Consider the following 20,692-nt stretch of genomic DNA (forward strand, 5'->3'; position numbering starts at 1 on the left):
ACCCATCCTACAAATTACGCTTGCTCGATCTCTTCGCGGAGCATTTCCAGTTCGAGCCAGCGCTCTTCGGCGGCGGACAATTCGTCATGCGTCTTGGCGATGGCGGCGGAGGTGTCGTCGAATTTCTTGCGGTCTTTGGTGTAGAGATTGGGATCATCGAGGAAGCGCTGCAGCTTGGCAATGTCGGCGTGCAGGGTCTCGATCTTCTTCGGCAGCGTTTCCAGCGCGTGCTTCTCGTTGAAGCTCAGCCGCCGCTTTGCCGTGGCAGACGGAGCAGCCGGCCGCTCCTCTTTCTTCTCCGCGGGGGCTTGCGCCTTCGTCGTCTCGCGCTTGAGATCGGCACCGCGCTGCGCCAGCATGTCGCTGTAGCCGCCGGCATATTCGGTCCACTTGCCGTTGCCTTCGGGGGCGATCACGGACGTGACGACGCGGTCGAGGAAGTCGCGGTCGTGGCTGATCAGGATCACCGTGCCCTCGTAGTCGCCGAGCATGTCCTCGAGCACGTCGAGCGTCTCGAGGTCGAGATCGTTGGTCGGCTCGTCCAGCACCAGCAGGTTCGAGGGTTTTGCCAGCGCGCGGGCCAGCATCAGCCGGCCGCGCTCGCCGCCCGAGAGCACCTCGACAGGCGTGCCGCGCTGCTCCTGGGCGAACAGGAAGTCCTTCATGTAGCCGACGACGTGCTTCGGTTTGCCGCCGACCATGATCTGGTCGCCACGGCCGCCGGTTAGCGCCTCGGCCAGCGTCGACTTGGGATCGAGGCTTTCGCGGTGCTGGTCGAGCGTGGCCGTCTCAAGATTGGCGCCGAGCCGCACGATGCCGGAATCAGGCTCCGCGCCGCCGGTGAGCAGGTTGACCAGCGTGGTCTTGCCGGCGCCGTTCGGTCCGACGATGCCGAGCCGGTCGCCGCGCTGGATACGGGTCGAGAAATTGTCGACGATCACGCGGTCGCCGAAGGCCTTGGTGATGCCCTTGGCCTCGATCACCAGCTTGCCGGATTGCTCCGCTTCGGACGCAGCGAGACTGGCGGTGCCGGCCGTGCCGCGATAGTTGCGGCGCTGGTCGCGCAGTGCATGCAGATTGCCGAGCCGCTTGACGTTGCGCTTGCGGCGGCCGGAGACGCCGTGGCGCAGCCAGTGCTCCTCGTCGACGATCTTGCGGTCGAGCTTGTGCTGGTCGCGCTCTTCCTCGGCGAGCACCTCGTCGCGCCAGCTCTCGAACGAGGCGAAGCCACGATCGATCTGCTTGATCTTGCCGCGGTCGAGCCATGCGGTCGAGCGCGAGAGATTGGTGAGGAAACGGCGGTCATGGCTGATGATCACCAGCGCGCCGCGGCGGCTGTCGAGCTCCTTTTCCAGCCATTCGATGGTGGAGAGGTCCAGATGGTTGGTCGGCTCGTCCAGCAGCAATATGTCGGGCGAGGGCGCCAGCACGCGAGCCAGCGCGGCACGGCGGGCCTCGCCGCCAGAGACGTTGGCCGGGTTCTCGTTGCCGGTAAGCCCGAGCTGCTCCACGAGGTAGCGTGCCTGGTACGGGTCGTCGCCGGGCGCGAGGCCCGCTTCGACATAGGCGAGCGTGGTCTTGTGGTCGCCGAAATCCGGCTCCTGCGGCAGATAGCGAACGGTCGCGCCCGGCTGCACGAAGCGCGTGCCGCCGTCGGGCTCGACGAGGCCGGCTGCGATCTTCAGCAGCGTCGACTTGCCCGAGCCGTTGCGGCCGATCAGGCAGACGCGCTCGCCCGGCGCGACGTTGAGCTCGACGCCGCTCAGCAGCGGCGTGCCGCCAAAGGTGAGCTTGATGTCTTTGAGTTGGATCAGGGGCGGCGCCATGACTAGCCTTGATTCAAATTCTGGCTCGTCGCGGCCTGGTCGGCACGGCGGCGCTGGATCCGGCGCAGCGTCTGGTCGAGCGCGGAGAGGAACGCGGAGCGGTCGCGCGGCGCGAACGAGCGCGGCCCGCCGGTGACTTCGCCGGCCGAGCGCAGATCCGTCATCAGATTGCGCACCGCCAGCGTCATCCCGATCGACTCTTCCGTGAACGGCTTGCCGTTCGGCGCGATCACGTCGGCGCCCGCTTTCACGCAACGGCTCGCCAGCGGAATGTCCGATGTCACGACGACGTCGCCCGGCTTGGCCCGCTCCGCGATCCAGTCGTCGGCGGCATCCATGCCGGCGCCGGCCGCGATCCGCTCGATCATCGGGTCCTGCGGAACGCGGATGAAGTTGCCGGCAACCACGCTCACGGGCACGCCGTGCCGGAGCGCGACGCGGTAGATCTCGTCCTTCACCGGGCAGGCGTCGGCGTCGACATAGATGCGGGTGGGGGTATCAGTCATTCGCCGCGTGGTACCCCATTCGGGCCGCAAAGGCGAGGGGATTGACCGGTGTTCCCGGGGGCCTACGATCAACCCTGAAACAACAAGAATTCAGGGAAAGGCCCGCCATGCCGAACCGGCTCGAAACCTACCGCGTCGAGGCCTACAACACCGCCAAACAGTCCGAAAACAAGATGCATGACGACACGGTGGCGCGCCGCTTCGGCTTTTCCGGCGGGCTGGTCCCCGGCGTCGATGTCTTCGCCTACATGATGCACGTGCCGGTGGCGCGCTGGGGCCGCGATTTCCTGTCGCGCGGGCTGGTCGAGGCCCGCTTCATCAAGCCGGTCTATGACGGCGAGACCGCCGATGTCGATGCGACCGAGCACAACGGCCTGCTCACGATCGAGGTCTTCAGCCGCACCGAGCTCTGCGCCACGGGGACAGCGTCGCTCCCGGCGRCCGCGCCTGTGGTGTCATTGAACGACTTTGTCGAGGTCGCGGCCATTGCCGAGCGCAAGCCTGTGAGCCCGGCAGCGTTCGAGGTGGGCAAATGGCTGGGCACGACGCCGCGCCGCTGGGCCCGGCAGGACGCGACCGATTATCTCGCCGACGTCAGGGAAACCGATCCGATTTTTGCGCGCGAGGGGCTCGGCCATCCCGGCCTGATCCAGCGCGTGATGAACCGCGTCCTCGTCGACAACACGATTTTGGGCCCGTGGATCCATGTCGGCAGCCGCATGCAGCTGCTGTCGGCCGCGCGCGCCGGCGACGAGATCACCGCGCGGGCAAAAGTCACCGCGAACTACGAGAAGAAGGGCCACCGCTTCGTCGAGCTCGACGCGCTGGTCGTCGCTAACGGCACGACGCCGCTGGCGCACTGCCAGCATACTGCGATCTACCAGCCGCGCGAGCAGGCGGCGGCCTGAAAGCCAGTTGAGGTCTCCTTGCGCGCCCTCGTTTGTTTTGGAATAGCACTCCTTTTGTCGCTCCAGGCGCTTTGCGTCGTGCATGCCGCCGCACCGGTGTCCGATAGTGTGTCGCTCAGCGAGCAGACGACGACGTGGAGCACCGTCAAATTCGCCGTCGATGCGGAGAATGGCTTTGTCAGCGGGTCGCTCGACAAAAGCGTGATCGTCGAACGCAGTTTCAAATCCTACGTGCTTGAGAATCGATATCTGAAGGTAACGCTCGTGCCCGAATTCGGAGGGCGTATTCTTTCCATGGTCTACAAGCCGACCGGCCACGAGCAGCTTTATCGAACGGAGGTCGGAGTACCTTACGGCATGAAGGCCGGAAATTTCTACTACGACTGGCTGATGGTGTACGGCGGAATCTTTCCCACGTTCCCGGATGCCGAGCACGGCAAGACGTGGCTGAAGCCGTGGGCTTTCCGGGTGGTGAAGGAGGGCGCCGACGAAGTCACGGTCGTGATGTCGTTCCGGGATGACTTCGATTATCCCGCACGGCCGAGCAAGTTCAGGCGCGCGACCGGCATCGAGGCGAACTACTACGTCACGCTGAAGGCCGATCGTGCCGCACTCGACGCGCGCGTGGTGCTGAAGAATCCGAACGACGAAGCTGTCCAGTACGAGTACTGGACGTGCACGACGCTCGCTCCGGGATCGGAGCCGAAAAATCCCAGGGCAACCGGCGGCGCCGAAATCATCGCGCCGATCCGAACTTACACGACGCCTGCCTGGTCGGCCAACCTGGCAGACGGCGACGAGAGTGCGGGTATGGGCAGGCGGCGCTTCGAAAACCTGCGCTACTTCAAGAATTGGCCAACGATGGGCATCGCCTATGCTGCACCAGATATGCAGGGCGGGAATTTCTGGGGCGCCATCAACCATGACAATGCAGAAGGAATTATTCGCATTGCGGACAATACCCTCACGCGGGGCTTGAAAATGTGGACGTGGGGGTTTCCGTCGCTCACCGGCGAAACCGATGCCCGGAAGGATCCGAACGAGTGGCGGCCGTATGTCGAATTATGGGCGGGCGTGTCAGACCAGTTTTTCCACAGCACAGACTTTCCCGCACGCAGTGAGGTGTCGATTCCGGAAACCTACAGTCCGACCGTCGGCATGAGCAACGTGACGCATGCGAACGAGAAAATCCTGATCAATTTCTCGGCCGAGGCGTCTCGCGCTGTTCTCGAGTTCTTCAGCGTCGAACCGGCCATCCCGTTGCTTGTCACGTTGAAACGGGGTGACACGGCTCTGTTCAGCGGGGTCGTGAGCGCCGATCCGAACAACGGAAATCGCATTTCGGCAGCGATTGCCGACGGCCGCAGCGGGGAAAAGATACGGCTAACGATCACGACCACGGAGGGAAAGGAGTTGATCGCCGCCGAAACGGCGATCAAGTGATCTCTTTCGGAATGCCGGTCGAACCCCCGGCGTTGTCACGATCGCGGAACTGCCCCTACGCCGCCTTGCCCTTCGCATCCTGGATCGCACGCCACACCCGCTCCGGGGTCAGCGGCATGTCGATGTGCTTGATGCCGTAGTCGGATAGGGCGTCGAGCACCGCATTCACCACCGTCGACAGGCTGCCGGCGCAGCCGGCTTCGCCGCAGCCCTTGCTGCCGAGCGGATTGGTCGTGGCCGGCACCGGATGATCGCCGACCGTCATGTTCGGAACGTCCTCCGCGCGCGGCAGCGCGTAGTCCATCAGCGAGCCCGTGATCGGCTGGCCGCTCTCGTCGTAGCGGACATGCTCCATCAGCGCCTGGCCGATGCCCTGGACGACGCCACCATGAAGCTGGCCCGCGACCAGCAGCGGGTTGATCACCGTGCCGAAATCGTTGACCGCGCTGTAGCGCACGATCTGCACCACGCCGGTCTCAGGATCGATCTCGACCTCGGCGACGTGGCAGCCGTTCGGGAACGCCGAGGGCACCGGCTCGCTGGTGTGGTCGACGTCGAGGCTGTCAGGCACGCCGTCCGGCACCTTGCCGTCATGCAGCTTCCTGGCGAGCTCCATGATGTCGATGCTGCGATCGGTGCCGGCGATGGTGAAGCTGCCGTCGGCGAACTCGATGTCGGCCTCGGAGGCCTCCAGCATGTGCGCGGCGGCGCGCTTGCCCTTCTCGATGACGAGCTTGGCGGCGCCCACGATGGCCATGCCGCTCGCCGTGATGGAGCGCGAGCCGCCGGTGCCGTTGCCGGTGTGGACGATGTCGCTGTCGCCTTGCTCCAGCTTCACGCTGTCGAACGGCACCCCTAACTGCGCGCACAGCACCTGCGCGAATGCTGATGCGTGGCCCTGGCCGTAATCGAGCGTGCCGGTGATGAGCTGTACCGAGCCATCGGGATCGAACACGATCTTGCCGAGCTCGGGGCTCGGCGGCGCGGTGACCTCGAGATAGGAGCCGACGGCGATGCCGCGCAGCTTGCCGATCTTCTTGCTCTCTTTCTTGCGCTTGGTGAAGTTCTCGTGGTCGGAGATTTCGAGCGCCTTGTTGAACACCGCCTGGAAGTCGCCGCTGTCATAGGTCACGCCGGAGGAGGCCGGGAACGGCATCTGGTTCGGCTTGATGAAGTTGCGCTTGCGCAAGGTCAGCCGGTTGATGCCCATCTCGTCGGCGGCGCGGTCGATCAGCCGCTCCATGTAGTAGTTCGCCTCGGGTCGGCCGGCGCCGCGATAGGCGCCCATCAGCGTGGTGTTGGTGAGCACCGYCTTGATGTCGACCRCCATCAGCGGCGTGCGGTAGACACTCGAAAAGTTCTTGCCGGTGTTGAGCGAGAGCGGTCCCGGCGCGACGCCGGTGATGTAGGCGCCGAGATTGCCGTAGCCTTCAAGCTTTGCCGCGAGGAAATGCCCTTCGGCGTCGAGCGCCAGTTCGGCATGGATTTTCTGCGCACGGCCGTGGCTGTCGGAGAGGAAGCTGGTGGAGCGTTCGTCCAGCCACTTCACCGGGCGACCGAGCTCCTTGGCCGCGTACAGGATGCACATGTATTCGGGGTAATTGACGTTCTTCATGCCGAAGGAGCCGCCAACATTGGCGGTGAGGACCCGCACCTTCTCGTTCGGCACCTTCAGGTTCTTGGCGAGGTTGGCGCGGTTGCCCGCAACGCCCTGCGTCGGCATCTGGATGGTGTAGCGCTCGGTCTTCTTGTCGTAGGAGGCGAGCCCCACGCGCGGCTCCATCGAGACGACGGCGACGCGGGTGTTCTCGATGTCGACCTTGGTGACGTGGGCGGCACTGGCGAAGGCCGCGTTCACCTTGTCCATGTCGCCATAGTGGTAGTCGAGTGCGACATTGTTCGGGATGTGGTCATAGAGCAGCGGCGCACCGGGCCTGGCGGCTTCCTCGGGATCGGTCACCGCCGGCAGCGGCTCGATATCGAGCTCGACGGCTTCGGCGGCGTCGCGCGCCTGCGCCAGCGTGTCGGCGACCACGAAGGCGACGGGATCGCCGACGAAACGGACCTTGTCGGTCGCCAGCGGTTGCCGGTTGGTCTGGAGCAGGGGGGAGCCGTCGCGGCTCTTCAGCGGCAGGCCGCAGGTGAAGGGGCCGTATCCGGCGGCATCGAGGTCCTTGCCGGTCCACACCCCCAGCACGCCGGGCATCGCCCTGGCGGCGTCGGTGCCGATGCCGCGAATGAGCCCATGGGCATGGGTGGAGCGGACGACCACGGCATGGGCCTGGCCGGGCAGGTTGAAATCGTCGGTGTAGCGGCCCTTGCCGCGCACCAGCGTATCGTCTTCCTTGCGGCGGACCGGCTGCCCGACGCCGTATTTTTGCAGTGCAATAGCGTTTTCGAGCGTGGACGATTTGGTGTGTTCTTGCATGGAATTGACCTGAAAAGCCGGCAATCGCGCGTTTTGGGGGGCGCCTAGAGGACCGGACCCTCCAAAAATAACCCACGGTCCCGTTCACGACAACGCACGAATGGGCATGGTCCCATGTGATGCGTTGTTGCGCAGGCTTGCCGCGCTGCTAATGTTTCAGGCGAAAAAGCAATTCCAGATCGGCCCCATCGGGCCGCGGAAAGACAATTTGTATGAATGACCACACGCGGCTCCGCGACGGCCATGCGCCGCACGGTGGGCTGGAGGGGTCGATGGCGGCGGTGGCGTTGGCCCCCGAACCGGCCGTCGCCGCGCAAGCGCCGGGAACCGGCGTCTATGCGGCGCTGGACCTCGGCACCAACAATTGCAGGCTCCTGATCGCTTGTCCGACCAGCGACGGCTTTCGCGTGGTCGATTCCTTCTCGCGCATCATCCGGCTCGGCGAGGGCGTCTCGGCGACCGGCTGCATCAGCGAGGCCGCGATCGAGCGCGCCGTCGCCGCGCTCAGCATCTGCCGCGACAAGATCAATTTGCGCAAGGCCAAGCGGCTGCGGCTGATCGCGACCGAAGCCTGCCGGGCCGCCTCGAATGCGGAAGGCTTCCGCAGCCGCGTCGCGGCCGAGACCGGCATCGAGCTCGAGGTGATCGACCGCGAGACCGAGGCCTCGCTCGCCGTGCTCGGCTGCGCGCCGCTGGTCGACCCGCGGGGCCGGGGCGCGATCCTGTTCGACATCGGCGGCGGCTCGACCGAGCTGGTGCGGATCGAGCGCGATCCGCAAAATCCGGAGCCGCGCATCAAAGCCTGGATGTCGATCCCGCTGGGCGTCGTGACCCTGGCCGAGCAGTTCGGCGGCCGCGACGTCACGCCGGAAATCTATGCCGCGATGGAGCAGGAGGTCGCCAACCACGTCGCGCCGTTCGCCGAAGCGCACGGCGGCGATCTCGCCGACATGCACCTGCTCGGCACCTCGGGCACGGTGACGACCCTCGCCGGCATCCATCTCAACCTCGCGCGCTACGACCGCCGCCGCATCGACAGCATCTGGATGAACGATTCCGACATCACCGCGACCATCAGCAAGCTGCTCGGCATGAGCTACGAGGAACGCGCCAACAACAGCTGCATCAGCGTCGAGCGCGCCGATCTCGTGCTGGCCGGCTGCGCCATCCTCGATGCTATCAGGCGCGCCTTTCCGCTGCCGCGCCTGCGCGTCGCCGACCGGGGCCTGCGCGAAGGCATGCTGGTCGAGATGATGCGCGAGGACGGCGCACTCAGGAGCTGGTGAGATGGCCAAGGACACCACCGGCCGCTTGCACGTCCAGGTCAAGACCGGCGGCAAGCGCAAATTGTCGTCGAAGCTGTGGCTGGAGCGGCAGCTCAACGATCCCTATGTCGTCAAGGCGAAGGCGCTCGGCTATCGTTCGCGTGCCGCGTTCAAGCTGCTCGAGATCGACGACAAATACCGCCTGCTGAAACACGGCATGGCCGTGGTTGATCTCGGCGCTGCGCCGGGCGGCTGGAGCCAGATCGCCGCCAAGCGCGTTGGCTCGGTCGACGGCAAGGGCAAGGTCGTCGCGATCGACCTGTTGGACATGCCCGAGATTGCCGGCGTCGACTTCGCGCAGCTCGACTTCATGGACAACGACGCACCCGCGAAGCTCACTGCGATGCTCGGGGGCGGCGCCGACATCGTGATGTCCGACATGGCCGCCAACACCACCGGCCACCGCAAGACCGACCAGCTCCGCATTGTCGGCCTGATCGAGACGGCGGCCGCGTTCGCCTGCGACGTGCTGAAACCGGGCGGGGCATTCCTGGCCAAGACGTTCCAGAGCGGCGCCGACGCCGATCTGCTGGCCCAGCTCAAGCGCGATTTTGCGACAGTGCGGCATGTGAAGCCCGCGGCCAGCAGGCAGGATTCCTCCGAGCGCTATGTGCTGGCGACGGGGTTTCGCGGCGGGCAGCCGGACCCGGGCTGACGTGTCACGCTCACATGAGCATGACATTCACATCGATAACATCTTGAGCTGATAGATCTATCATCTGCAATTTCAGCGGGTGAGATCGATCCATGCCGTGCCTTCATCGACAACGCTTGTGCGTTTGCAAGCATCGCCTGTCCCTTGCCTCGGTCTCCTTTCTGGCGTTGGCGTCGCTCGGCTTTGCTTCGGCGACGACGTCGCGTGCAGGGACGTCGATCACGGTCAGCACCCAGAGGCCTTACAATATCGGCCTCAGCGGCAACGACGATCTCGGTGATCTCAAGAAGATCTACCAGAGCGCGAACAGCCCGTCCGAGCAGGCTCTCGACCAGTTCAACCAGATCATCACCGATACCGGCATGAAGCGGACGCGCCTGCTGCTCAGCGATGTCTATTGCGATGTCGATCAGACCGGCGATGTGTTCGGRTACACGCAGGACGGCGTTTTCCATCCGGGCGACTGCCAGCCTCTGGCCTGGCATCTTGAGTGGGCCCTGGGTCGCGGGCTCTCGCCTCACGTGGCGGTCGCGGCCTTCATGCCGCCGCGCCTGGTGCAATACGGACCTGGCGAGAGTTGGAATCGGAACGGGCCGGCTCCGGCACTTTTCCAGAAATACGCCAACGCTCTCGTGCGATATATCGCGAAGAAATCGTTCGACGGCGGGGCGTCATCCGTCATCTTCGAGGTCAGCAACGAGGCCGATATCGCCGATTCAGCCCCGGAGAACTGGAGCGACACCAATCCATCCGCCTACAGGCTCAAGCCATTGGGGTCATGGGGCCGTTGGCTGTGGTGGATGGATCCGGCCAAGTATGTCCTCAACCAGTGGACCCCGCTGCAGACCCACGTGATGTCCAAGGCCGAAGATCCGACCTTGTCGTACCCCTACGGGCTCGATGCGCGCCGTCTGCCCAGGCAGCTCTTGCCGGTTCAGAAGGTCTTCTCGCAGGCGATCGTGAACATCAGAAACGAACTCGCCGCCAACCAGAGTTATAACGGCAAGACGCTGGAAATGGCCGGGCCGGCCCTGGTCGGACTGAGCTTCAACTATTATCCGGCGGAGAATCTTCCGACGCTGGAGGAAGTCTTCCTCGACCAGACCTTCAATCCGCTGGCAGACACTTACTTGGCAAAATTCAACGCGCGGCTCGATCGTTTTTCGTTCCACTATTACGGCTCGACAGACGGCACCGGCGGTTTCGCGTTCTTCGACAATCTGGTCGACAAGGCCAAGGCCAAGCTGGACGCCTTGAAGAAGAACAATGCCAACATGCCCGACGTTAAACTGTTCCTGTCGGAATGGGGCCCTACGGCCTATGAGGCGACTGACGTCAATTATTCGCACAAGGGGGCGGCCTGGACGGCGGCGTTCCTGTCCGAAGCCGTGAAAAAGAAGATCTCGATGGGGTCTTACCTCATTATCGGCGACGGCCAGGGGGATCCGAACATCACACCTTTCCTCGGCCAGGCCAGCCTGCTGCACAAGGTGCCGCATGGCGATAACCCGGCCGATTACTACCCGAAGCCGGTCGCGAACCTCTTCAAGATGTACAACAAGATGTCCGGCCAGCGCGTGCAGGCCGCTCTCACCGGCGGGGCGGGCTCCCACCTCAACGCGTTCGCGACCTGGGATGGCGCTAACTCGACCGCGAACATCATGGTCTACAACTATGAYCCGACACGTGTCTTCGGCAACAACATTTCGACCGAGACGCCGGAGGGGATTTCGCTTGAGGTCGACAACCTGCCGTTCAGCGACGGCTCGACCGTGACGATTGAGCGCTACCTGATCGATGCGAATACCAGCAACCTGGCGAAGTTCTATTCCGATCCGACCCACCCCGATCCCAACCTGCAGAGGATATTGCTGCAGCGAACGATCAAGAGCGGAAAGCTCGTCCTCACGGGCGACGCGCTCGGGTTGGGTGTCGTGCTCTACCGCATATTGCCGCCGACGGTGGTTCCCTAAGTTAGTTGAACGCAAACCAGACCTTGGCGACGAACGTCGCGCCGCACCAGTTCGAGACCAGGCCGTCCGGGTTGGTGATCGGATTGGCGCGGCCGCCCGGCCGCGCATTTGGATCGCCTGTAAAGACGAAGCAGTTTTCCTTCGACAGATTGGTGTCGTAGTAGCGCAGATCGAGGTTGAGCGCCTTGTGCGTGAACGTCACGCCGGCCTGCCAGTTGAGATAGGCGGGCAGCGGGAAGCCGCCGAGTTGCGGGGTCTGGTTGCCAAACCAGGAATAGCCGGCGGCGGTGGTGAACGACACGGTCAGGTTCTGCAGCAGAAGCCGCTCCGGCACGTCGAAGCCGACTCCGGCCGCCACATATTGGCTCCAGGCGCCGGTGTTCGAGACGTTCGGAGAATAGGCGTAACCGCCGGCGACGCGGAACTGATCGCCGATGCGTCGATCGCCGCGGACCACGATCTCCCAATAATTGATGCCGTTGGTCTCGCCAGGAAGTCTTTCACCGGGATAGGCGAAATAGGTCGCCCCAAGATCAAAATCGATCGTGGCAATCTGCGGGCGCATGCCGGCGGCAAAGGTGAGTTCGGCGGCCGGTTGGGTCGGCAGCTTGACGGTGGCGACCGTTGTGCCGGCGTAGAGCGGGCCCCATCTCGTCTCGAAGGCGGCGCCGGCTGCGGGGCCATGATCGGACAGCGTGGTCCCGCGATAGATGTAGTCGGATGCAAGCCCCGCGCGAGCGCTGAATTCGAGCTCGTCGGCAGGCGTTGCGTGGGTGGTGTCGGCCGCCGACCAACCGCGGTTGCCGAGGCCGAGCGCCCCGGCCGGGGATTGGGCCAGCGCCAAACCGCCGGTCACGGGTGCAAGCCACAATCCGGCCAGCGCGGCAAATAAGGCGCCGCTTGCACCCCGAAACGATGTTTCGTGTCGCCGCAAGTCGATCATCCTCCCAGAGCGACCGCGATGCCAACCAGCGTACTACCGACAGCCACCATCGCAAGTCCCGCCACCGAAGGCCGCAGCCCGCTACGAACCCCGAACACGTAACCGCAACAGAACAGCATCACGATGGCGACGGCGTAGGAGACGCGCAGCGCTAGTCTGGCGTCGCTCAGGAACAGGAACGGGATGACCACCGGGAAGGTCGACAGGAAGCTCAGCAGGCAAAGGCCGAGCGCTCCGACCCAGTCGCGCTTTGTCAGCCCCGGACCGGGGGCCGGCTCAGGCAATTGTTGCAACCGTTTCCGCATCGATTCCAACTGCTCTACGGGCAGCATGGCCGACAATTCCGGCGGCAGCGCGTCGGCAATGACGCGGCGCGCTGCTTCGGGATCCGGCGCCTTCCGTATCGCGCGGAGGGTCAGAACCTTGTTTCCCCGGTCATTGATGCGCGCCAGCAGATAAAGACCGCCGTCAACGATGCCCCATGCGAGATTGCAGCCGAGTGCGCCGATCAGCATTGTTTGAATATTGATATTGGTCCCGGTCGCGACACCAAGCGAGCAGATGAAGGTAAGGGCCATGATCAGCCCGAACAAAGTCTCCGAGATCCGTTCCATCGGATCAAGTATGCTCCCGAACGGCGTATCCGGTCCCAATAAAGCCATGGCTTGGTCTTCGATCACCGATTGCAGGTGTCATCGAGGCTCATGTCCGGCTTTCGCTCCTTGAGCTAGGTCAAGGTGGCTGGGCACGAGTGCTGGGCCGACCGGCCGGCGGACGCCGCCCGTGCCCGCCACATCGTGGACGATTTTACGACGTCGGGTTCTGCGGACGTCGCTCGGGCCTGATAGCGCTTTATCCCAGCCGCTGGTCCCGCACGTCCTGCGTATCCTCCGTCGCCGTCTTGACGGCGGCGGTCGCGGCGCTCTTTGCGGCCCCCTTGCGGCTGGCGATCTCCACCGCCTTGCGGCCGGAGATCTCGTGGCCGGCGTCGGCGGGCATCTGCCAGAAGAACCAGCTCGACGCCGCCGAGGTCAGCGCGATCACGACGAAGGCCGGCGCGAACACGGTGGCGTCGATCTCGCTGACATGGTTGAACCACATCGTCGTTTCCACGCAGGCCGCGCCGACCGCGACGCCGGCGGAGACCGCGAGCTGCTGGTTGACGCTGACCAGCGTGGTGGCGCGGCTCATCTGCGCGGTCTCGACGTCGGCATAGGCCACCGTGTTGATCGCGGTGAACTCCAGCGAGCGGAAGAAGCCGCCGACCACCAGGATCACCATGATGATGAGCAGCGGCGTCGTCACCGTGAACAGTGCGCAGACGCCGAGGAAGAACGCGCTGACGATCGCGTTCACCGTCATCAAATTGCGGAAGCCGAAGGTGCGGATGATGCGCGCGGCCAGCGTCTTCATGCCCATGGCGCCGAGCGAGGAGCCGAAGGTGACGAGGCCGGAACGGAAGGGCGACAGCCCGAATCCGATCTGCATCAGCAGCGGAAGCAGGAACGGTAGCGCGCCGATGCCGAGCCGGAACATGAAGCCGCCGAAAACGGCCGCGCGCAGCGTCGGCAGCTTCAGCAGCGAAAAATCCAGCACCGGYGAACCCGTCCGCCGCGCGTGCAGGACGTACAGTGTCATCGAGATCGCTCCGCCCACGACCAGCGCCGCGACCGTGCTCCAGGGCAGAAGGTTGAGCCCGGCGACGGAGAGACCGAACGCGATGCCGGCGAGGCCAACGCCCGCGAGCACCATGCCGTAAAGATCGAACGGTTCCCGCGTCTCGCTCTTGATGGGATCGATGAAACGCAAGGCCATGAAGATGCCGAGCAGCCCGATCGGAATGTTGATCAGGAAGATCCAGTGCCATGACGCATAGGTCGTGATGAAGCCGCCGAGCGGCGGGCCGATCACGGGGCCGATGAGGGCAGGGACCGTCACCCAGGCCATTGCGTTGACCAGCGCGCTCTTGTCGACCGAGCGCAGCAGCACCAGGCGCCCGACCGGCGTCATCATCGCCCCGCCCATGCCCTGAAGGATGCGCGCGAATACGAAATCGGTGACAGAGGTCGAGAGTGCGCAGCCGATCGAGCCGACCATGAACACGCCGACCGCGATCGCGAACACCATGCGCGCGCCGAACCGGTCCGCAGTCCAGCCGCTCGCCGGGATGAACACCGCGAGCGACAGCAGATAGGAGGTGATGGCAAGCTTGAGCGTCAGCGGGCTCGTGCCGATGTCGGCCGCGATCGCGGGCAGCGAGGTGGCGATCACCGTCGAATCCATGTTCTCCATGAAGAGAGCGGTGGCCACGATCAGCGGGATGACGCGTTGCTTGTCGACCATGACGGATTGGTAATGAAAATCAGAAGGAAAGGTGGACTTGCGGCTTATCACCGCCGCTCCGCCGGGACCATTGCGGATCAACGCATAGCACCTAAATCCTGCGTAACAACGGTGTGACCCTCGACGGCGGGTGCGCGCGCTCCCTCGTCATTCCGCGGCGCGCCCCTTGGCGGGCCCGGAATCCATCGGGCCCCAGAGACCGCTGCGAGATGGATTCCGGGCTCGCGACTTCGTCGCGCCGGGGAATGACGAGAGGGGCCGCCACCCGGCCATCCACGCCGAATTTACTTAAAAAGCCTGTGCATGGCTGGCCGGCGGTCCGATTTGCTTTGATTCGTCGCGTGGCCGTGCTATCGACCCGCGTCAACCCCAACTATGGGCTCCGATTCTCCGGCGATGCCGCAAGGCACGCTGAGGGCGGCGCTCATCCATAGCTATTTGCGGCAGGGCCGCAGGAAGGAGTTGGCAGATGGCCACGGTGCAACTTCAAGGCATTCGCGAAGCCTTTACGTTCGACGACGTGCTGTTGAAGCCGGGCCTGTCGGACGTCATGCCGGGCGAGGTCGACATCCGCTCCCGCGTCACCCGCGCCATTCCGCTCAACATCCCGATCATGGCCTCCGCCATGGACACGGTCACTGAAGCCCGCATGGCGATCGCCATGGCGCAGGCCGGCGGCCTCGGCGTCATCCACCGCAATTTCGATCCCGAGGGGCAGGCCGCCCAGGTCCGGCAGGTCAAGCGCTACGAGTCGGGCATGGTGGTGAACCCGCTCACCATCAGCCCCGAGGCCACGCTCGACGATGCGCTCAAGCTGATGAGCGACCACGGCATCTCCGGCATTCCCGTCGTCACCGGTGCGAGCAAGAATACGCCCGGCAAGCTGGTCGGCATCCTCACCAACCGCGACGTGCGGTTTGCCACCGACCGCCGGCAAAAAGTCTCCGAGCTGATGACGCATGATGGCCTCGTCACGGTCCGCGAGAATGTCAGCCAGGACGAGGCGCGGCGGATGCTGCACCAGCATCGCATCGAGAAGCTGCTCGTGGTCGACGAGCAATATCGCTGCGTCGGCCTGATCACCGTGAAGGACATGGAGAAGGCGGTCGCCCATCCGCTCGCCTGCAAGGACGCGCAGGGCCGCCTGCGCGTCGCCGCCGCCACCACCGTCGGCGACACCGGCTTCGAGCGCACCGAACGGCTGATCGATGCCGGCGTCGATCTCGTCGTCGTCGACACCGCGCACGGCCATTCCCGCCACGTGCTGCATGCGGTCAATCGCATCAAGCGCCTGTCCAACTCCGTCCAGGTCGTTGCCGGCAACGTCGCCACCACCGAGGGCGCGCAGGCGCTGATCGATGCGGGCGCGGACTGCATCAAGGTCGGCATCGGCCCGGGCTCGATCTGCACCACGCGCATCGTCGCCGGCGTCGGCGTTCCCCAGCTCACCGCGATCATGGATGCGGTCGAGGCTGCAAAGAAGTCCGACATTCCTGTCATTGCCGACGGCGGCATCAAGTTCTCCGGCGACCTTGCGAAAGCGCTCGCCGCCGGCGCCGACATCGCCATGGTCGGCTCGCTGCTCGCGGGCACCGACGAGACCCCCGGCGAAGTGTTCTTGTGGCAGGGCCGTTCCTACAAGGCCTATCGCGGCATGGGCTCGGTCGGCGCGATGGCGCGCGGTTCGGCCGACCGCTATTTCCAGCAGGACATCAAGGACACGCTCAAGCTCGTGCCTGAAGGCATCGAGGGCCAGGTGCCCTACAAGGGTCCGGTCGGCAACGTCATGCACCAGCTCGCCGGCGGCTTGCGCGCCGCGATGGGCTATGTCGGGGCAAAGGACATGAAGGACCTGCACGACAAGGCCCAGTTCGTCCGCATCACCGGCGCGGGCCTGCGCGAAAGCCACGTCCACGACGTCACGATCACGCGCGAGAGCCCGAACTATCCGGGCGCGGGTTAGGCGCTCCGCATTCGGCTGCGCGTCGGTTTCGGCGCGCTCGCCTCGATGACGGTGTCATTCCCCGCGGAAGCGGGGAATCCAGTACGCCGCGGCTTCTCGGTTCAATCACAGCCGCCTCTGGAATACTGGATCGCCCGCTTTCGCGGGCGATGACAGCGAGTGTTGGGATTTGCTTCATTCCCACGTACCTCCTAAATGACTGCAACAAGTAGTCAGGAGGAAGCCATGTCCCAAGCAAAACGCATCGTTCTCGCCGCGCGTCCCGTCGGCGAGCCAAAGCCATCCGATTTCCGCATCGAGGAATTCGCGATTCCGGCGCCCGGCGCGGGTGAAGTCCTGCTGCGCACGATCTGGCTCTCGCTCGATCCCTATATGCGCGGGCGCATGAGTGACGGTCCGTCCTACGCAGCACCTGTGCCGGTCGGCGGCGTGATGGAGGGCGAGGCAGTCAGCGAGGTCGCGGCCTCCAACAATCCTGATTTCGCCAAGGGCGACATCGTGCGAGCCCGTACCGGATGGCAGTCGTACGCGATCTCGAACGGCAAGGGCTTGATCAAGGTCGATCCGAAGCTCGGTCCGATCTCGACCTCCATCGGTGTGCTCGGCATGCCCGGCATGACCGCCTATACGGGCCTGCTCGACATCGGCAAGCCGCAGGAAGGCGAGACCGTCGTCGTCGCCGGTGCCTCCGGTGCGGTCGGCTCGGCCGTCGGCCAGATCGCGAAGATCAAGGGCGCGCGTGCAGTCGGTATCGCCGGCGGCAAGGACAAGTGCGACTACGTGGTGAAAGAGCTCGGCTTTGACGAGTGTCTCGATCATCGTGAAATCGATTTCGCCGCGAAGCTGAAGTTTGCCTGCCCGAAGGGCATCGACGTCTATTTCGAGAATGTCGGCGGCGCCGTGTTCGAGGCGGTGTTCCCGCTGCTCAATCCGTTCGCGCGCGTGCCGGTCTGCGGCCTCATCGCCCATTACAACGACACCGAGGCCAAGCCGCCGAAATGGGCTGCCAGCATGATGCGCGCGACCCTGACCAAGCGGCTGACCTTCCGCGGCTTCATCGTCTCCGACTTCGCCAACCGCCATGGCGACTTCCTGCGCGACATGTCCGGCTGGGTCCGCGACGGCAAGGTCAAGTACAAGGAGTTCGTCACCGAGGGCCTGGACAGCGCACCCGGCGCCTTCATGGGGCTCCTGAAGGGCGCCAATTTCGGCAAGCAGCTGGTGCGGGTCGGGCAAGATAAGGCGTAAAGCGTTTTCGAGCGAAGTGGGTACCGGTTCGCGTGAAGAAAACGCGCCAAACGAGACGCTAGAGCCCCGGAACGGGGCTCTATTTGCAAGGCCTAGTTGCAAAGGCGTCACACGCCGGACATCGATGGTTAACAAAGAGTGACCGATCGGCCACACCTGCCCGCAAAAGCCGCAGGTGTGACCGTCGGTTCATTGACGGCTGAGCGAAGGCATTGAATCATCGCGCATATTTTAGGTGCTGCGATGTTAGAGATTGGTATTTTCAGCGTAATCCTTCTGGCTGCCGGCTATTGGGCGACCCTGTTCGTCATGGGCCGTCGCGACGACGTCATCCATGGCAAGTTCGTCCACGTCGACGAGGAGGGCGATTTCACGCCAGCCGCGATGCCGGCGCCACCACCGCCATTCCCGAAACGTCCGGGCAAAGCTGCGCAGCCTGACAAGGTCCAGCCTGCGAAGGCGGAGGCGAGGCCGGTGAACAGCGATGCGCTGCAATCGCTGCTGGCTGCGATCCAGCAGGATCTCAAGACCATCGCCTGATCTGCGACGCTCAGACGCTGCCGCGCTCGACCAGGAACAGCTCGACGGCGAGCCGCTGCTCGGCGCGCGGCGTGCCTGATAGCCGCGCCAGAAGCAGTTCGCCCGCGATCCGTCCCACGGCCGCCGCATCGAACGAGATGGTGGTGAGACCGGGCGTGATCTGATCGGCGACGTCGTTGTCGCCGAAGCCGAGCAGCGCCAGATCGCGCGGCACCGAGAGGCCGCGGGCGCGGGCCTCGATCAGCGCGCCGGTCGCGAGCAGATCGTTGGCGCAGAACACCGCATCGACGTCGCCGCCGCGTTCGAGCAGGGCGGTGAAGGCGGCGCGGCCGTCGACGAGGCCCGTGATCTCACCGACGCCGATCTCGTGGACGATCTTGAGGCCGAGCTTTGCCGCTGCGTCCCGAAAACCGTCGCGGCGCAGCGCGCCACGGCCGCTGCTGCGTCCGATGAAGGCGACGCGGCGATGTCCGCCCTCAGCCAGCCTGCGCGCCGCCATCGCGCCGGCATCCGCATTGGGCAGGCCGACCAGCATGTCGATGGGGTCGCGCGGAAACGCCCAGGTCTCGATCACGGGAATGCCGAGCTCGAGCAGCGCGGCGCGATTCTCCTCGAGCTCGATCACGCCGGTGAACATCACTGCTGCGGGGCGGATGCCGCGCAGCGACTGGATCATCGCGACTTCCTTGGCATAGGAGTAGGAGGTCTGGCCGACCAGCACCTCGAAGCCTTCCGGCTCCAGCGTGGCGGCGAAGCTGCGCACCGCGAGCCCGAACTGCTGGCTGAGAATGTTGGAGACGAAGGCCATCACCACATTCGAGCGCCCCGAGCGCAGCGCGCGCGCATGCGGGTTGGAGGCGTAACCGGTCGCCTCGATCACTTCGAGGATACGCTCGCGAGTCTCGCGATTGACCTTCTCGGGGTGGCGTAGCACCCGCGACACCGTGATCGGCGCGACGCCCGCACGCTCCGCGACCTCCTCGATGCGCGGCGGCCGCCCGCTCCCGCTGGCGCGGCCGGGCGGCGCTGGAATGCGCACAACGTCGTCATAGGTCGGCTTTGCCGGATCGGTCATCGAATCCCGAGTGTAATCGCAGTCGGTATCGTCTCCAAAACTCAGCGCGCCAGCAGCTCGTCGCGCGACAGCGCGCGGCCGACCTGGACCAGGCAGTCGCCGCTCTGGCTGTCGGTGTGCAGGCGCTGCGAGATCACGATGCCGTCGGCGGGGAAGCGCAGCACCTCTTCCGGCAGCTCCGGGCGCTCGAAATCATGGTACCAGCCGGCGACGTCGCCGGCCGCAACCCGCGTGCCGACCATGACGGCGGGCTCGAACCAGCCGCGACGGGTCGCGAACACCGCCTGCGCATGGCTTTGCAGCGCCAGCAATTCGGTGGCGCGCTCGACCGGCACATGTGGCCCGAGCACCGGGGCCTGGACGAGGCCGAGTGCGAGCAACAGCCGATCGACGGCGCGCGCGGTGAGCGCCATGGTCTGCGGCGTGACGGTGCCGCCGCCGCCGAATTCACCGGAGAGCCCGATCGCGCCGGCGCGTGCAGCCGCGGCCATCGAGGTCGGAGCGGTCGCGCCGTTTTCGGCGACGAAGGCGAAGGGCATCCCCAACCCCTCCATCAGGCGCAGCGCGTGGCCGAACATCTCGGGCGTGCCCTGCCGCTCGATCAGCGCGCAAGGCACATGCGCCATCGAGGTGCCGCCGGAATGGATGTCGAAGACGACTTCGTGCCGCGGAAACAGCTCGTGCTCGAGGAAGTGCGCAAGCCGGAATGTCGGCGTGCCCGCGGCATCGCCGGGGAAGGCGCGGTTGAGGTTGCCCTCGTCGAGCGGCGAGCGGCGGCGTGCCGCCATCACGGCTGGCCAATTGGCGAAGGGCAGGATGGTGATCTCGCCTTTGACGTCCTTTGCATCGAGCCGGCGATACAGCCGCGTCAGCGCGATCTCGCCCTCATATTCGTCGCCGTGATTGCCGGCCATCAAAAGCAGTTTTGGTCCGGCACCGTTCTTGATCCGGAAGATCGGGATCTTGAGCTGGTAGTAGGGGGAGCGATCGATCGAGAAGGGAATGCCGAGATGGCCCGACCATTTCTGGTCCTTCTCGAAATCGATCTCGTGGAAAAGTCCGGTATGCATGGCTTGCCTCGCGGCCGCGCCGTCGCCGGCGCCGGCCAAAGGTTGAAAGGATGGCGGCGCCCTAGAGCAAGGCGACCGCGGTCATCTCGACGCGCAGGTCGGGATCGGCGAGGCGGGCTTCGACGCAGGCGCGCGCCGGCGGGTTGGCCGGATCGATCCAGGCATCGTAGACCGAGTTCATGGTGTCGAAGTCGGTGATATGAGGCAGGAAGACGTTGACCGCGATCAGCTTGGAGCGGTCGGAGCCGGCTTCCTTCAGCAGCGCGTCGATCTTGGCGAGCACCTGCTGGGTCTGCGACACGATGCCGGCCTTGCGGTCGTCAGCGACCTGGCCGGCGATGTGCACCATACCGCCGGCGGCGACGGCCTGGCTCATGCGCGAGCCGACGACGTAACGTTTGATCATCTCAAAATTCTCCTCGTGAAGCTTGGCTCCCGCATTGGTG

At 65.0% G+C, this 20,692-nt stretch carries 17 protein-coding genes; 8 read left to right on the forward strand and 9 right to left on the reverse strand.

Annotated features, from left to right (window positions below; translation table 11 throughout):
• Positions 1–14 precede the first annotated feature (14 nt).
• Together AB4Z51_RS39385 and AB4Z51_RS39390 are read right to left on the reverse strand one after the other, a co-directional pair.
• Positions 15–1,826 carry an ABC-F family ATP-binding cassette domain-containing protein gene (locus AB4Z51_RS39385; RefSeq protein WP_085402217.1) on the reverse strand — a complete coding sequence of 604 codons (1,812 nt, stop codon included), beginning with the start codon at positions 1,824–1,826 and terminating at the stop codon, positions 15–17.
• Positions 1,827–1,828: 2 nt separating this feature from the next.
• Entirely contained in the window at positions 1,829–2,332 is a 504-nt protein-coding gene (locus tag AB4Z51_RS39390; RefSeq protein ID WP_063983805.1) for a YaiI/YqxD family protein, read from the reverse strand.
• A gap of 107 nt (positions 2,333–2,439) precedes the next feature.
• Between AB4Z51_RS39390 and AB4Z51_RS39395 the strand changes: the two genes are divergently transcribed.
• Together AB4Z51_RS39395 and AB4Z51_RS39400 are read left to right on the forward strand one after the other, a co-directional pair.
• Positions 2,440–3,240 carry a hypothetical protein gene (locus AB4Z51_RS39395; RefSeq protein ID WP_441499274.1) on the forward strand — a complete coding sequence of 267 codons (801 nt, stop codon included), beginning with the start codon at positions 2,440–2,442 and terminating at the stop codon, positions 3,238–3,240.
• A gap of 18 nt (positions 3,241–3,258) precedes the next feature.
• Positions 3,259–4,683 carry a DUF5107 domain-containing protein gene (locus AB4Z51_RS39400; protein WP_085402219.1) on the forward strand — a complete coding sequence of 475 codons (1,425 nt, stop codon included), beginning with the start codon at positions 3,259–3,261 and terminating at the stop codon, positions 4,681–4,683.
• A 55-nt stretch (positions 4,684–4,738) separates the two neighbouring features.
• Here the strand turns inward: AB4Z51_RS39400 and AB4Z51_RS39405 are convergent, their stop codons facing one another.
• The gene (locus AB4Z51_RS39405) at positions 4,739–7,111 is read right to left on the reverse strand and encodes a xanthine dehydrogenase family protein molybdopterin-binding subunit (protein WP_441499275.1); all 2,373 of its coding nucleotides are present in this window, start codon (positions 7,109–7,111) and stop codon (positions 4,739–4,741) included.
• 212 nt (positions 7,112–7,323) lie between these two features.
• Here AB4Z51_RS39405 and AB4Z51_RS39410 point away from each other — a divergent pair, with 212 nt between their 5' ends.
• From AB4Z51_RS39410 to AB4Z51_RS39420, 3 genes are all read left to right on the forward strand, one after another.
• Entirely contained in the window at positions 7,324–8,397 is a 1,074-nt protein-coding gene (locus AB4Z51_RS39410) for a Ppx/GppA phosphatase family protein (RefSeq protein ID WP_071914860.1), read from the forward strand.
• Position 8,398: 1 nt separating this feature from the next.
• Positions 8,399–9,091 carry an RlmE family RNA methyltransferase gene (locus tag AB4Z51_RS39415; RefSeq protein WP_063983800.1) on the forward strand — a complete coding sequence of 231 codons (693 nt, stop codon included), beginning with the start codon at positions 8,399–8,401 and terminating at the stop codon, positions 9,089–9,091.
• A gap of 116 nt (positions 9,092–9,207) precedes the next feature.
• Complete coding sequence (locus AB4Z51_RS39420) at positions 9,208–11,064, forward strand: hypothetical protein (protein ID WP_354080438.1); 1,857 nt, start codon at positions 9,208–9,210, stop codon at positions 11,062–11,064.
• A 1-nt stretch (position 11,065) separates the two neighbouring features.
• Here the strand turns inward: AB4Z51_RS39420 and AB4Z51_RS39425 are convergent, their stop codons facing one another.
• The 3 genes from AB4Z51_RS39425 to AB4Z51_RS39435 form a co-directional block, all read right to left on the reverse strand.
• Positions 11,066–11,920 (reverse strand): TorF family putative porin, encoded by an 855-nt coding sequence (locus AB4Z51_RS39425; protein WP_161495860.1) that lies wholly within the window; start codon positions 11,918–11,920, stop codon positions 11,066–11,068.
• A gap of 83 nt (positions 11,921–12,003) precedes the next feature.
• On the reverse strand, positions 12,004–12,621 hold the full coding sequence (locus AB4Z51_RS39430) for a VIT1/CCC1 transporter family protein (protein ID WP_441499276.1): 618 nt from the start codon (positions 12,619–12,621) through the stop codon (positions 12,004–12,006).
• A 238-nt stretch (positions 12,622–12,859) separates the two neighbouring features.
• Positions 12,860–14,350 carry an MFS transporter gene (locus tag AB4Z51_RS39435; protein ID WP_085402224.1) on the reverse strand — a complete coding sequence of 497 codons (1,491 nt, stop codon included), beginning with the start codon at positions 14,348–14,350 and terminating at the stop codon, positions 12,860–12,862.
• A gap of 469 nt (positions 14,351–14,819) precedes the next feature.
• Between AB4Z51_RS39435 and guaB the strand changes: the two genes are divergently transcribed.
• From guaB to AB4Z51_RS39450, 3 genes are all read left to right on the forward strand, one after another.
• Positions 14,820–16,313, forward strand: coding sequence for an IMP dehydrogenase (gene guaB, locus AB4Z51_RS39440; protein WP_028150953.1), 1,494 nt, complete (start codon positions 14,820–14,822; stop codon positions 16,311–16,313).
• Between the two features lie 225 nt (positions 16,314–16,538).
• On the forward strand, positions 16,539–17,561 hold the full coding sequence (locus AB4Z51_RS39445; RefSeq protein ID WP_085402225.1) for an NADP-dependent oxidoreductase: 1,023 nt from the start codon (positions 16,539–16,541) through the stop codon (positions 17,559–17,561).
• A 243-nt stretch (positions 17,562–17,804) separates the two neighbouring features.
• On the forward strand, positions 17,805–18,101 hold the full coding sequence (locus tag AB4Z51_RS39450) for a hypothetical protein (RefSeq protein ID WP_085402226.1): 297 nt from the start codon (positions 17,805–17,807) through the stop codon (positions 18,099–18,101).
• A gap of 10 nt (positions 18,102–18,111) precedes the next feature.
• Here the strand turns inward: AB4Z51_RS39450 and AB4Z51_RS39455 are convergent, their stop codons facing one another.
• From AB4Z51_RS39455 to AB4Z51_RS39465, 3 genes are all read right to left on the reverse strand, one after another.
• Positions 18,112–19,176 carry a LacI family DNA-binding transcriptional regulator gene (locus tag AB4Z51_RS39455; RefSeq protein WP_441499277.1) on the reverse strand — a complete coding sequence of 355 codons (1,065 nt, stop codon included), beginning with the start codon at positions 19,174–19,176 and terminating at the stop codon, positions 18,112–18,114.
• Positions 19,177–19,217: 41 nt separating this feature from the next.
• Complete coding sequence (locus tag AB4Z51_RS39460) at positions 19,218–20,246, reverse strand: succinylglutamate desuccinylase/aspartoacylase family protein (RefSeq protein WP_441499278.1); 1,029 nt, start codon at positions 20,244–20,246, stop codon at positions 19,218–19,220.
• Between the two features lie 61 nt (positions 20,247–20,307).
• On the reverse strand, positions 20,308–20,652 hold the full coding sequence (locus AB4Z51_RS39465; protein ID WP_018645782.1) for a RidA family protein: 345 nt from the start codon (positions 20,650–20,652) through the stop codon (positions 20,308–20,310).
• Positions 20,653–20,692 lie beyond the last annotated feature (40 nt).

It is taken from the genome of Bradyrhizobium sp. 2TAF36, from assembly GCF_052114925.1.
Lineage (GTDB): Bacteria > Pseudomonadota > Alphaproteobacteria > Rhizobiales > Xanthobacteraceae > Bradyrhizobium > Bradyrhizobium barranii.